Source organism: Klenkia brasiliensis (assembly GCF_900100695.1).
Taxonomy (GTDB): domain Bacteria; phylum Actinomycetota; class Actinomycetes; order Mycobacteriales; family Geodermatophilaceae; genus Klenkia; species Klenkia brasiliensis.
The window spans coordinates 396930-409491 of sequence record NZ_FNCF01000003.1 but is presented as its reverse complement, the minus strand read 5'-3'; the positions used below and the strand labels follow the sequence as shown (position 1 = coordinate 409491).

Sequence of the window (12562 nt, the reverse complement as noted above, 5' to 3'; positions counted from 1 at the left end):
CTCAGGCGGCCGGGTCGGCGACCCGGCCGCCGGCCGCCACCCGCTCGCCGTCCAGCCAGACCTCGCGGACCCGGCCGGCCAGCCCGGACAGGTCGGCGGCGTCGCCGTCCAGCACCACGACGTCGGCCCGCTTGCCCGGCTCCAGCGAGCCCAGCTCGTCCTCCACCCGGAGCAGCCGGGCCGCGGACAGCGTGGTGGCGTGCCAGACGTCGGCCACCGACATGCCGCGGTCGCGCATCAGCTGCAGCTCGCCCAGGTTCTCCCCGTGCGGTCCGACGCCCGAGTCGGTGCCCATCGCGATGCGCACCCCGGCCGCGTGCGCCCGGGACACCGACTCGTCGTGCTGGGCCTGCACCGCCACCGCCTTGTCCACCACGGCCTGCGGCAGCGCCGCGCCCGCGGCGACCGCGGCCAGCACCGCCCGCGGCGCGGACAGGGTCGGCACCAGCCAGGTGCCGTGCTCGACCATCAACTCGATCGCCTCGTCGTCGAGGAAGATGCCGTGCTCGATCGACCGGATCCCGGCCCGGACGGCGTTCTTGATCCCGTCGGCCCCCTGCGCGTGGGCCATCACGGCCAGCCCGGCGGCGGTGGCCTCCTCCACCAGCACCTCGAGCTCGGCGGGGCGGAAGTGGGCGTGCCGGGGGTCGTCGCGGGGGGACAGGACGCCGCCGCTGGTGGCCACCTTGAGCACGTCCGCACCGGCCCGGACCAGCGTGCGGACGGTGCGGCGGACCTCGTCGGGCCCGTCGCAGATGCCGCTGGGCCGGCCCGGGGTGGGCGGCAGCAGCGGGGTCTCCGCGCCGCACACGTGCCAGTCGTCGGCGTGGCCGCCGGTCTGGCTGATCATCGTCAGCGAGATCTGCATCCGCGGCCCGCGGACCAGCCCCGAGCGCACCGCCTCGGCCACGCCCAGGTCGGCCCCGGCCGCGTCCCGCACCGAGGTGATGCCCAGCGCGAGCGTGCGGCGCAGGTTGCGGGCGGCCTCGAAGTAGACCTGGCTGTAGGGGGTCTGCAGCTGGCGCAGGGTGTCCACCCCGCTCATCAGCACGTGCACGTGGCAGTCGAAGAGACCGGGCAGCACGGTGGCGCCGGTGCAGTCGACCACCTCGTCGCCGTCCAGGCCGGTGCCCACCGCCACGACCCGGCCGTCCTCGACGGCCACGTCGCCCGGCGCGGCGGGCGCCCCGGTGCCGTCGAGGACCGTCCCGCCGGTGAACACGCGCCGCGTCGTCATGGGCGCAGCCTAGGTACTGAGCCCGGCTCAGGGAATCACCGCGCGCTGTCGGCTGATCACGGGTGCTGCCGCTGGGCTAGCGTCTGCGCCATGCGGCCCGACGACCTCGCTTGCCTGCGCACACCCGGTGCGGCCACGGTGACCCCGGACGGGTCGACCGCGGTGGTCGCGGTGACCCGGCTGGACCTCGACGGCGACGAGTACCGCAGCCAGCTGTGGGCGGTGCCCACCGACGCCTCCGCCCCGGCCCGCCCGCTCACCCACGGCCACCGCGACTCCGCGCCGGTGTTCTCCCCGGACGGCCGCTGGCTGGCCTTCCTCGGCGCCGAGAGCGGCGGCAAGCCGCAGCTGCACCTGCTGCCCACCGGCGGCGGGGAGGCGCGCCGGCTCACCGACCACCCGCTGGGCGCCGGGGCGCCGGTCTGGGCGCCGGACTCCCGCCGGATCGCCTACACGGCGCGGGTGCCGGAGCAGGGCCGCTACGGCACCGAGGAGGGGGTCGACCCGGCCGCCGAGCCGCCGCGGCTGATCACCACGCTGAAGTACCGGTCCGACGGCGTCGGGTTCACCGTCGACCGGCGCCAGCACGTGTTCGTGCTCGACCTGCCCGACGACGAGGCCGACGACGAGGTGCCCGTCGCCGAGCCGGTGCAGGTGACCTCGGGCGACCACGACGACACCGACGTCGCCTGGCACCCGGCCGGCACCGAGCTGGTCTTCGTCTCCGCCCGCCACCCGCGGGCCGACCGCGACCTGGTCAGCGACGTGTGGGCCTGCCGGCCCGACGGCTCGCACCTGCGCCGGGTGACCGAGAGCCGGTCCTCCTGCTCGGCGCCCACCTACGACCCCGACGACCTCGAGGGCCGCACCGTCTACCTGGCGGCCCAGCCCGACCTGGGCCCCGACGGCCTGGACTTCGTCGGCCGGGGCACCGTCCCGTGCCGGGTGGACGCCGCCGGCGGTCACCCCCAGCCGCTGCTGGACCCGGCCAAGCACGACCTCGGCCACGACTTCGGCCGGGTCGTGGTGGCCGGCGGGGACCTCTTCGTCGCGGTGCAGAAGCAGGGCGCGGTGGAGCTGCTGCGGGTGCCGCTGGCCGGCGGGGAGCCGGAGGCGCTGGTCGACGGCCCGTACACCACCCGCGGCATCGGGGTCGGCGGCGGCGTCGTCGTCGCCACGGTCGCGCACGACCGGTCGGCGGGGGAGCTGCTGGCCATCACCCCCGGCCGCCGGCGGCTGCTCACCGGCTTCGGCGCCCTGCTGCAGGGCACCGGCCGGCTGCACGCCATGCGGGAGAAGACGGCCACCGCGCCCGACGGCTACCCGGTGCACGGCTGGGTCACGGTGCCCGACGGGCCCGGTCCGCACCCCGTGCTGCTCACCGTGCACGGGGGCCCGCACAGCCAGTACGGCTGGTCGCTGTTCGACGAGACGCAGGTGTACGTCTCGGCCGGCTACGCCGTGCTGCAGTGCAACCCTCGCGGGTCCTCCGGCTACGGCGAGGAGCACGGCCGCGCGGTCCGGGAGCGGTTCGGCGAGGTGGACGCCGACGACGTCCTCGCGTTCCTGGACGAGGCGCTGCAGGAGCCCGAGCTCGACGACACCCGGGTCGGCGTCATGGGCGGCTCGTACGGCGGCTACATGACCACCCTGCTCGTCGGGCGCACCCAGCGGTTCGCCGCCGCGATCAGCGAGCGGGCCTTCAACGACCCGGTCAGCTTCGTCGGCTCCTCCGACATCGGGTTCTTCTTCCCCGACCAGTACCTCGGCACCGACCCCGCGCGGGTCGCCGCGCAGTCGGCGATGGCCGGCGCGCACCGGATCACCACCCCGACCCTGGTGATCCACTCCGAGGAGGACTGGCGCTGCCCGCTGGAGCAGGGCACCCGGCTGTTCGTCGAGCTCAAGCGGCGCGGGGTGCCCTCGGAGCTGCTGCTGTTCCCCGGCGAGGGCCACGAGCTGTCCCGCAGCGGCCGCCCGCGGCACCGGCTGGCCCGGCTGGAGCACGTGCTGCGCTGGTGGGGCCGCTGGCTGCCCACCACGCAGAACAGCTCCGCGGCCGCGCTCCCGGCCGGGGCCTCGGCGGCGGGGGACGAGCCGGGCTGACCGGTGGGCGGCCGGGGCCCGGGTCCGCTAGCTTCCGGTCGTCCGACTGGGAGGTCGTCCGTGCTCGCTCGTGTCTCCGCGACGTTGGTCAGCTGCGCCAACCGCACCCCGCTGGCCGTCGCCACCTACCTCGCCGTGGTCCTCGCCGCCGCGACCGCGCTGTGGCGGCTGGAGGGCTGGGGCTTCGGGGACTCGGTGTGGTGGGCCTTCGTGACCACCACGACGACCGGCTACGGCGACCTCTACCCGGTGACCGTCGCCGGCCGGGTGGTCGGCGTCCTGACCATGTTCGCCGGGATCATCGGCATCGGCGTCATCGTCGGCCGGATCGCGGCGGTGGTGATCCGCACGCACGACGACTTCACGCACGAGGAGCAGGTCGACCTGTCCCAGGACTCCGACGAGCAGCTGCGGCTGCTGCGCGAGATCCAGGCCGAGCTGCGCACCCGCCGTCCCGACCACGCCGGCTGAGAGCCGGCTGCGGGTTCCCCGGGACGGCGGGCCGACGGGCGCCGGTGGTCGCATGATCGCCCCGTGACCGCGATCGAGGACCTGGCCGTGATCGGCGACCTGCAGACCGCCGCCCTGGTCGACGCCGAGGGGTCCCTGCGCTGGCTGTGCCTGCCCCGCTTCGACTCCCCGGCCTGCTTCGCGTCGCTGCTGGACTCCGACGCCGCCGGCCACTGGCGGATCGCCCCGGCCGGGGGCGGCCGGTGCACCCGGCGGCGCTACCGCGGCGACACCCTGGTGCTGGAGACCGAGTGGGAGACCGACGGCGGCACGGTGCGGGTCGTCGACCTCATGCCGCTGCGCGGGCGCTACCCCGACGTGGTGCGGGTCGTCGAGGGCGTCACCGGGGAGGTGGCGGTGCGGGGGGAGCTCGCCGTCCGGTTCGACTACGGCCGGGTGGTGCCCTGGGTGCGCCGGCGCGGCGACCGCTGGCAGGCCCTCGCCGGCCCCGACGCGCTGTGGCTGTCAACCCCCGCCCCGCTGGAGGGCCGCGACCGCACCACGGTCTCGGAGTTCACCGTGCGCGCGGGGGACCGGGTGCCCTTCGTGCTCACCTGGACGCCGGGCCATCACGACGCCCCGCCGGAGGTCGACCCGGAGCGGGCGCTGGGCGAGACGGTGGCCGGCTGGGAGCGCTGGGTCGCCGACGGGCAGCGGGCCGGCGGGCGCTGGGCCGACTCCGTGACCCGGTCGCTGATCACCCTGCGGGCGCTGACCCACGCGCCGACCGGCGGCATCGTCGCCGCCGTCACCACCTCCTTGCCCGAGCAGCCCGGCGGGCCGCGCAACTGGGACTACCGGTACAGCTGGCTGCGCGACTCGACCTACACCCTGCAGGCGCTGCTGGCCGCCGGGCACACCGACGAGGCGGGGGCCTGGCGCCGCTGGCTGCTGCGCGCGGTCGCGGGCGACCCCGCCGACCTGCAGATCATGTACGCCGTCGACGGCACCCGGCGTCTCCCCGAGGCCGAGCTGGACTGGCTGGCCGGGTGGGAGGGGTCCCGCCCGGTGCGCACCGGCAACGCCGCGGCCGCCCAGCTGCAGCTCGACGTGGTCGGGGAGGTCCTCGACGGCCTGCACCTGGCCCGCGCCGCCGGCCTCGGCGCCCCGGAGGAGGCCTGGGACCTGCAGTGCGCCCTGCTGGACCACCTCGAGGGCCAGTGGCGGCAGCCCGACTCGGGGCTGTGGGAGCAACGCGGCGAGCCCCGGCACTTCGTGCACTCCAAGGTGATGGCCTGGGTGGCGTTCGACCGGATGGTCCGCGGCGCCCGCGAGCACGACCTGCCGGGCCCGGTGGAGCACTGGGCGCAGGTGCGCGACGCCATCCGGGACGACGTGCTCGAGCACGGCGTGCACGACGGCCACCTGGTGCAGTCCTACGGCTCCACCGAGCTGGACGCCGCGCTGCTGCTGGTGCCCCGGGTCGGCTTCCTGCCTGCCGACGACCCGCGCGTGGTGGCCACCGTCGAGGCCGTGCAGCGCGAGCTCACCCGGGACGGCCTGGTGCTGCGCTACCGCCCCGACACCAGCGGCGACGGCCTGCCCGGCACCGAGGGGGTCTTCCTGGCCTGCTCGTTCTGGCTGGTCGACGCCCTGCACGGGATCGGCCGGCGGGACGAGGCCGAGGCGCTGTTCGAGCGGCTGCTGGGCTGCGCCTCCGACCTCGGGCTGCTCAGCGAGGAGTGGGACCCCGACGCCGGCCGGCAGCTGGGCAACACCCCGCAGGCGTTCAGCCACTTCGCGCTGGTGGTCAGCGCCGTCCAGCTCGAGGAGGGCCGGCACGCCCGCAGCGACCACCCCGTCGGCGCTGCCCGCGCGGGTGCCCCCCGGCTGCCCTAGCGTCGTCCGCGTCCCCGACCGACCCCAGGAGAGCTCCGTGGCCGCCCCTTCGCACGACCCCACCTCCACCGCCGCCTGGTCGGCCCTGCTGGCCCACCGCGACGCCACCACCCCCGACCTGCGCGGCTGGTTCGACGCCGACCCGGGCCGCGCCGAGCGCCTCACGATGGACGTCGCCGACCTGCACGTCGACCTGTCCAAGAACCTGGTCACCGACGAGACGCTGCAGCTGCTGCGCGACCTCGCCGAGCAGACCGGCGTCCTGGACCGGCTGCAGGCCATGTTCGCCGGCGAGCACATCAACGTCACCGAGGACCGCGCCGTGCTGCACACCGCGCTGCGCCGCCCGGCGGGCCTGGCCCCGCTCACGGTCGACGGGCAGGACGTCGACGCCGACGTGCAGGCCGAGCTGGCCAAGGTCTACGAGTTCGCCCGCGCGGTGCGGTCGGGGGAGTGGACCGGCGCCACCGGCCAGCGGATCACCACCGTGGTCAACATCGGCATCGGCGGGTCCGACCTCGGCCCGGTGATGGCCTACGAGGCGCTGCAGGCCTACCGGCAGGCCGGCCTGACCTGCCGCTTCGTCTCCAACATCGACCCCACCGACCTGGCCGAGACCACCGCCGACCTCGACCCGGCCACCACGCTGTTCATCGTGGCGTCCAAGACCTTCGGCACGCTGGAGACGCTGACCAACGCCCGGCTGGCCCGGCAGTGGCTGTGGGACGGCCTGGCCGGGGAGATCGACGACGACGACGCGTCCCGCCGCGACGCCGTCGCCCGGCACTTCGTGGCCGTCTCGACCGCGCTGGACAAGGTGGCCGACTTCGGCATCGACCCGGACAACGCCTTCGGGTTCTGGGACTGGGTCGGCGGCCGCTACTCGGTGGACTCCGCGATCGGCACCTCGCTGGCCGTCGCGATCGGCCCGGAGCGGTTCGCCGAGTTCCTCGCCGGCTTCCACGCCGTCGACGAGCACGTGCGCACCACCCCGCTGGAGCGCAACGTCCCGTTGCTCATGGGCCTGCTCAACGTCTGGTACGTCAACTTCCTCGGCGCGCACACCCACGCGGTGCTGCCCTACAGCCAGTACCTGCACCGGTTCCCGGCCTACCTGCAGCAGCTGACCATGGAGAGCAACGGCAAGTCCGTGCGCTGGGACGGCCAGCCGGTCACCTGCGACACCGGGGAGGTGTTCTGGGGCGAGCCGGGCACCAACGGACAGCACGCCTTCTACCAGCTCATCCACCAGGGCACCCGGCTCATCCCGGCCGACTTCCTCGCCTTCGCCACCCCGCAGCACGCGCTCACCGACGGCGACACCGACGTGCACGCGCTGTTCATGGCGAACTTCTTCGCCCAGACCAAGGCGCTGGCGTTCGGCAAGACCGCCGAGGAGGTCCGGGCCGAGGGGACGGCGGAGGACGTCGTCCCGGCGCGGGTGTTCCCGGGCAACCGGCCGACCACGTCGATCATCGCGGCGTCCCTCACGCCGTCGGTGCTCGGCCAGCTGATCGCGCTCTACGAGCACATCACCTTCGCCGAGGGCGCGGTCTGGGGCATCGACAGCTTCGACCAGTGGGGCGTGGAGCTGGGCAAGCAGCTGGCGCTGCAGATCGCCCCGGCCCTGACGGGGGACGACGACGCCCTGCAGTCCCAGGACCCCTCCACGAAGGGCCTCATCGGCTGGTACCTCGCCCACCGCGCCTGAGCGGACGCGCCCGCGGCGGGGTCACCAGCCGCGGGCGCGCCACTCCGCGAGGTGGGGGCGCTCGGCGCCGAGGGTGGTGTCCTTGCCGTGGCCCGGGTAGACCCACGTCCCGTCGGGCAGCGCGCCGAACAGCCGCTCCTCGACGTCGTCGAGCAGCTGGGTGAACCGCTCGGGGTCCTGCTGCGTGTTGCCGACCCCGCCGGGGAACAGGCTGTCGCCGGTGAACACGTGCGTGCCGGCGTCGCCGCCCCGCCAGACCAGCGCGATCGAGCCGGGCGTGTGGCCGCGCAGGTGCACCACCTCGAGCACCTGGTCGCCCACGGCCACGGTGTCGCCGTGCTCGACGGGGTGGGTCACCGGGACCGGCAGGTCGGCGGCGTCGGCGGGGTGGGCCACGGTGGCCGCGCCGCTGGAGGCGACCACCTCGGGCAGCGCGCGGTGGTGGTCCCAGTGCCCGTGCGTGGTGACGACGGTGGTCAGCCGGGTGTCGCCGACCAGGGCGCGCAGCGCCCCGGGCTCGGCCGCGGCGTCGACCAGGACGCCGTCGCCGGTGGCGGTGCAGGTGAGCAGGTAGGCGTTGTTGGCCATCTCGCTGACCGCGAGCTTGGTCACGGTCAGCGCGCCCAGGTCGCGGGTGTCCGCGGGGCCGCCGACCTCGACGTCGCCGGTGTACTCGCTCACCCTGCACGCTCCGATCTGAGGTTGTCGGTGGGTCCGTCTAGGTTCGACGGCGTGGACGCCAACCTAGCCACGGAGGGCGCCGGGGGCGCGCGGGAGACCACCCGGCGGCTGGTCGGCCTGCCCGCCGCCGAGCTCGCCGCACGCGTGCGCCGCGGCGACGTCACGGCCGTCGAGGTGGTGCGCGCCCACCTGGCGCACATCGCCGCCGTCGAACCCCGGGTGGGCGCCTACCGCGTGCTGCGGGCCGAGGCCGCGCTGGCCGAGGCGGCCGCGGTCGACGCCCGGCCCGACCGCGCCCGGCTGCCCCTGGCCGGGGTCCCGGTCGCGGTCAAGGACAACGTCGCCGTCGCCGGCGAGGTGGTCACCGACGGCACGGCCGCCGTCCCCGCCCCCGCGGAGGCCGACCACCCGGTGGTGGCCCGGCTGCGGGCCGCGGGCGCGGTGGTCGTCGGCATCACCCGGGTGCCGGAGCTGTGCGTGTTCGCCACCACGGACGGCCCCGGTGCGGTCAGCCGCAACCCCTGGGACACCGCGCTGTCCCCGGCGGGCTCGTCGGGCGGCAGCGCCGCCGCGGTCGCCTCGGGCGGTGTGCCGCTGGCGCAGGGCAACGACGGGCTGGGGTCGCTGCGGCTGCCCGCCGCCGCCTGCGGGCTGGTCACGCTCAAGCCCGGCCGCGGCACCGTGCCGTCGCTGCTGGGGGCCGACTCGTGGTCGGGCATGGCCGAGAACGGTGCGCTGGCCACCACGGTCGCCGACCTCGCCCTCGCGCACGCCGTGCTGGCCGACGGCGCGGTCGCCGAGCCGACCGACGACGACGACAGCGCGCTCACCGTCGCGCTGTCCACCGCCACCCCGGTGCCCGGGGCCCGGCTGGACGCCGAGGGCCGGGCGGCGCTGGAGGCCGTGGCCGCCCGGCTGACCGCGCTGGGCCACACCGTGGTGCGGCGCGACCCGCCGGTGCCGCTGTCGGCCGGGCTGGCCGTGGTCGCCCGGTGGTTCGCCGGTGCCGCCGACGACGCCGCGCACCTGGGCCTGGACCCCCGCGTCCTCCAGCCCCGCACCCGAACGCACGCCCGGCTCGGCCGCTGGGCCCGCCGGGCCGGGCTGGTCCGCCCCGCCGCCGCCGAGCGGTTCCGGGCGCAGGTCGCCGGCTGGTTCGCCGGGTCCGCCGCCACCGCCGACCCCGGGGTCGACGTCCTGCTCACCCCGGTCGTCACCGGCCCGCCGCTGGCCGCCCGGCCGTGGCACGAGCGCGGCTGGCTGGCCAACGTGACCGCCAACGCACGGTGGGCGCCGTGGGTCTCCGCGTGGAACCTGGCGGGACTCCCGGCGCTGGTGCTGCCCGCCGGTCTGCGCACCACGGGCACCCCGCTGGCGGTCCAGCTGGTCGGCCCCCCGGGTGCCGAGACGCGACTACTCTGGCTGGCTGCGGAGCTGGAACGCCACGGACCCTGGCGTCGGCACGCCCCCGTCTTCGACCCCGCCGCCGGCGGCTGAGCTCACCCCTGGGCAGAGCTCCGCCCCGCGGCACCCCGCACGCCTTCCCACGACCACCCTCGTGACCACACAGACAGGGACCCACATGGACCGGCTCGTCGTCCGCGGCGCCCGCGAGCACAACCTCAAGGACGTCCACCTCGACCTGCCCCGCGACGCGATGATCGTGTTCACCGGGCTCTCCGGGTCGGGCAAGTCCAGCCTCGCCTTCGACACGATCTTCGCCGAGGGCCAGCGCCGGTACGTCGAGTCGCTGTCGGCCTACGCCCGCCAGTTCCTGGGCCAGATGGACAAGCCTGACGTCGACTTCATCGAGGGCCTGTCCCCGGCGGTCTCCATCGACCAGAAGTCGACCAACCGCAACCCCCGCTCCACGGTCGGCACCATCACCGAGGTCTACGACTACCTCCGGCTGCTCTACGCCCGCGCCGGCCAGCCGCACTGCCCCAACTGCGGCAAGCCGATCTCCCGGCAGACCCCGCAGCAGATCGTGGACCAGGTCCTCGAGATGCCCGAGGGCACCCGGTTCCAGGTGCTCGCGCCGGTCGTGCGCGCGCGCAAGGGCGAGTACGTCGACCTGTTCTCCTCGCTGCAGACCCAGGGCTTCTCCCGCGTCCGGGTCGACGGCGTCGTGCACCCGCTGACCGAGCCGCCCAAGCTCAAGAAGCAGGAGAAGCACACCATCGAGGTCATCGTCGACCGGCTCACCGTCAAGGAGAGCGCCAAGCGGCGGCTCACCGACTCGGTCGAGACCGCGCTCGGCCTGGCCGGCGGCCTGGTGCTGCTGGACTTCGTCGACCGCGAGGAGGGCGACCCCGAGCGCGAGCGCACCTTCTCCGAGCACCTGGCCTGCATCGACGACGGCCTGAGCTTCGAGGCGCTGGAGCCCCGCTCGTTCTCCTTCAACTCCCCGTTCGGTGCCTGCCCCGAGTGCACCGGCATCGGCACCCGCAAGGAGGTCGACCCCGAGCTGGTCGTCCCCGACCCGGAGAAGAGCCTGGCCCAGGGCGCGATCGCCCCGTGGGCGGGGTCGATGAGCAACGAGTACTTCATCCGGCTGCTAGGCGGGCTCGCCGACCAGATGGGGTTCTCCATGAAGGACCCCTGGGAGCGGCTGCCCGCCAAGGTGCAGAAGGCGGTGCTGCACGGCTCGCCCGACCAGGTGCACGTGCGCTACAAGAACCGCTACGGCCGCGAGCGCAGCTACTACGCCGCCTTCGAGGGCGTGCTGCCGTTCCTGGAGCGCAGGCACGAGGACACCGACTCGGACTTCATGCGCGACAAGTACGAGGGCTACATGCGCGACGTGCCGTGCCCGGTCTGCCACGGCACCCGGCTCAAGCCCGAGATCCTCGCCGTCAAGCTCGACGGCCGGTCCATCGCCGAGGTCACCGGGCTCTCCATCGGCGACGCCTCCGCCTGGCTGGGTGCGCTGACGCTGGGCGAGCGGGAGCGGGCCATCGCCGACCGCGTGCTCAAGGAGATCCAGGCCCGGCTGTCCTTCCTGGTCGACGTCGGCCTGGACTACCTCTCCCTCGACCGGCCGGCCGCCACCCTGGCCGGCGGCGAGGCCCAGCGGATCCGGCTGGCCACCCAGATCGGGTCCGGCCTGGTCGGGGTGCTCTACGTGCTCGACGAGCCCTCCATCGGGCTGCACCAGCGCGACAACATCCGGCTGATCGAGACCCTCGTGCGGCTGCGCGACATGGGCAACACGCTCATCGTCGTCGAGCACGACGAGGACACCATCAAGCAGGCCGACTGGATCGTCGACATCGGCCCGGGGGCCGGCGAGCACGGGGGCGAGGTCGTGGTCAGCGGCACGCTGCCCGAGCTGCTGGCCAGCGAGCGCTCGCTCACCGGCGCCTACCTGTCCGGCCGGGCCGAGATCACCATCCCCGAGCAGCGCCGGGTGCCCACCCCGGGCCGCGAGCTGGTGGTCAAGGGCGCCCGCGAGCACAACCTGCGCGGCGTCGACGTGACCTTCCCGCTGGGCATGCTGGTCGCCGTCACCGGCGTCTCCGGCTCGGGCAAGTCCAGCCTGGTCAACGACATCCTCTACACGGTGCTGGCCAACCAGCTCAACCGTGCCCGGATGGTCCCCGGCCGGCACCGCACGGTCACTGGCCTGGAGCACCTGGACAAGGTGGTCGGGGTCGACCAGTCGCCGATCGGGCGCACCCCCCGGTCCAACCCGGCCACCTACACCGGGGTCTGGGACCACGTGCGCAAGCTCTTCGCCTCCACCGAGGAGGCCAAGATCCGGGGCTACCAGCCGGGCCGGTTCAGCTTCAACGTCAAGGGCGGCCGCTGCGAGGCGTGCTCCGGCGACGGCACGCTGAAGATCGAGATGAACTTCCTGCCCGACGTGTACGTGCCCTGCGAGGTCTGCAAGGGGGCCCGGTTCAACCGGGAGACCCTCGAGGTGCACTACAAGGGCAAGACGGTCGCCGAGGTCCTGGACATGCCGATCGAGGAGGCCGCCGACTTCTTCGCCGCCATCCCGGCCATCTCCCGGTACCTGCGCACGCTCACCGAGGTCGGGCTGGGCTACGTCCGGCTCGGCCAGCCGGCCACCACGCTGTCCGGCGGCGAGGCCCAGCGCGTCAAGCTGGCCAGCGAGCTGCAGAAGCGGTCCAACGGCCGCACCGTGTACGTCCTCGACGAGCCCACCACCGGGCTGCACTTCGAGGACATCCGCAAGCTGCTGCTGGTCATCCAGGGCCTGGTGGACAAGGGCAACTCGGTCATCGTCATCGAGCACAACCTCGACGTCATCAAGAGCGCCGACTGGTTGATCGACATGGGCCCCGAGGGCGGCTTCCGCGGCGGCATCGTCGTCGGCCAGGGGGCGCCCGAGGTCATCGCGGGCATCCCGGAGAGCCACACCGGCCGGTTCCTCGCCGACATCCTCGACCCGGAGCGCATCGCCGCGGCCGCCGCGCCCCAGAAGAGGGCGTCCCGGCGCAAGGCGGGCTGAG

8 protein-coding genes and 1 pseudogene are annotated in these 12562 nt (G+C 74.8%); 7 read left to right on the top strand and 2 right to left on the bottom strand.

Annotation, left to right across the window (positions count from 1 at the left end):
- Position 1 precedes the first annotated feature (1 nt).
- On the bottom strand, positions 2–1237 hold the full coding sequence (locus BLT39_RS10590) for a metal-dependent hydrolase family protein (RefSeq protein WP_091062503.1): 1236 nt from the start codon (positions 1235–1237) through the stop codon (positions 2–4).
- A gap of 90 nt (positions 1238–1327) precedes the next feature.
- On the opposite strand from BLT39_RS10590, the gene BLT39_RS10585 reads away from it, so the two are divergent.
- From BLT39_RS10585 to pgi, 5 genes and pseudogenes are all read left to right on the top strand, one after another.
- Positions 1328–3343 (top strand): S9 family peptidase, encoded by a 2016-nt coding sequence (locus tag BLT39_RS10585; protein ID WP_091062502.1) that lies wholly within the window; start codon positions 1328–1330, stop codon positions 3341–3343.
- Positions 3344–3403: 60 nt separating this feature from the next.
- Entirely contained in the window at positions 3404–3814 is a 411-nt protein-coding gene (locus BLT39_RS10580) for a potassium channel family protein (protein WP_165640235.1), read from the top strand.
- Between the two features lie 51 nt (positions 3815–3865).
- A pseudogene (locus BLT39_RS23300) lies at positions 3866–4315 on the top strand (trehalase-like domain-containing protein); the annotation flags it as partial.
- A 57-nt stretch (positions 4316–4372) separates the two neighbouring features.
- The gene (locus BLT39_RS10575) at positions 4373–5692 is read left to right on the top strand and encodes a glycoside hydrolase family 15 protein (protein WP_278246979.1); all 1320 of its coding nucleotides are present in this window, start codon (positions 4373–4375) and stop codon (positions 5690–5692) included.
- Between the two features lie 37 nt (positions 5693–5729).
- A complete protein-coding gene (gene pgi / locus BLT39_RS10570) occupies positions 5730–7403 on the top strand; it encodes a glucose-6-phosphate isomerase (protein ID WP_091062495.1) in 1674 nt (557 codons plus the stop codon).
- 21 nt (positions 7404–7424) lie between these two features.
- Here pgi and BLT39_RS10565 read toward each other — a convergent pair whose 3' ends face one another.
- Complete coding sequence (locus tag BLT39_RS10565) at positions 7425–8084, bottom strand: MBL fold metallo-hydrolase (protein WP_242658306.1); 660 nt, start codon at positions 8082–8084, stop codon at positions 7425–7427.
- A 51-nt stretch (positions 8085–8135) separates the two neighbouring features.
- On the opposite strand from BLT39_RS10565, the gene BLT39_RS10560 reads away from it, so the two are divergent.
- Both BLT39_RS10560 and uvrA read left to right on the top strand, forming a co-directional pair.
- Positions 8136–9581, top strand: a complete 1446-nt coding sequence (locus BLT39_RS10560; protein ID WP_242658305.1) for an amidase — start codon at positions 8136–8138, stop codon at positions 9579–9581.
- Between the two features lie 85 nt (positions 9582–9666).
- Positions 9667–12561 (top strand): excinuclease ABC subunit UvrA, encoded by a 2895-nt coding sequence (gene uvrA, locus BLT39_RS10555; RefSeq protein WP_091062493.1) that lies wholly within the window; start codon positions 9667–9669, stop codon positions 12559–12561.
- Position 12562 lies beyond the last annotated feature (1 nt).

Excerpts from the sequence above, each read along its gene's own strand:
- BLT39_RS10590 (WP_091062503.1), bottom strand. The coding sequence starts at position 1,237 with ATGACGACGCGGCGCGTGTTCACCGGCGGGACGGTCCTCGACGGCACC.
- BLT39_RS10585 (WP_091062502.1), top strand. The coding sequence starts at position 1,328 with ATGCGGCCCGACGACCTCGCTTGCCTGCGCACACCCGGTGCGGCCACG.
- uvrA (WP_091062493.1), top strand. The coding sequence starts at position 9,667 with ATGGACCGGCTCGTCGTCCGCGGCGCCCGCGAGCACAACCTCAAGGAC.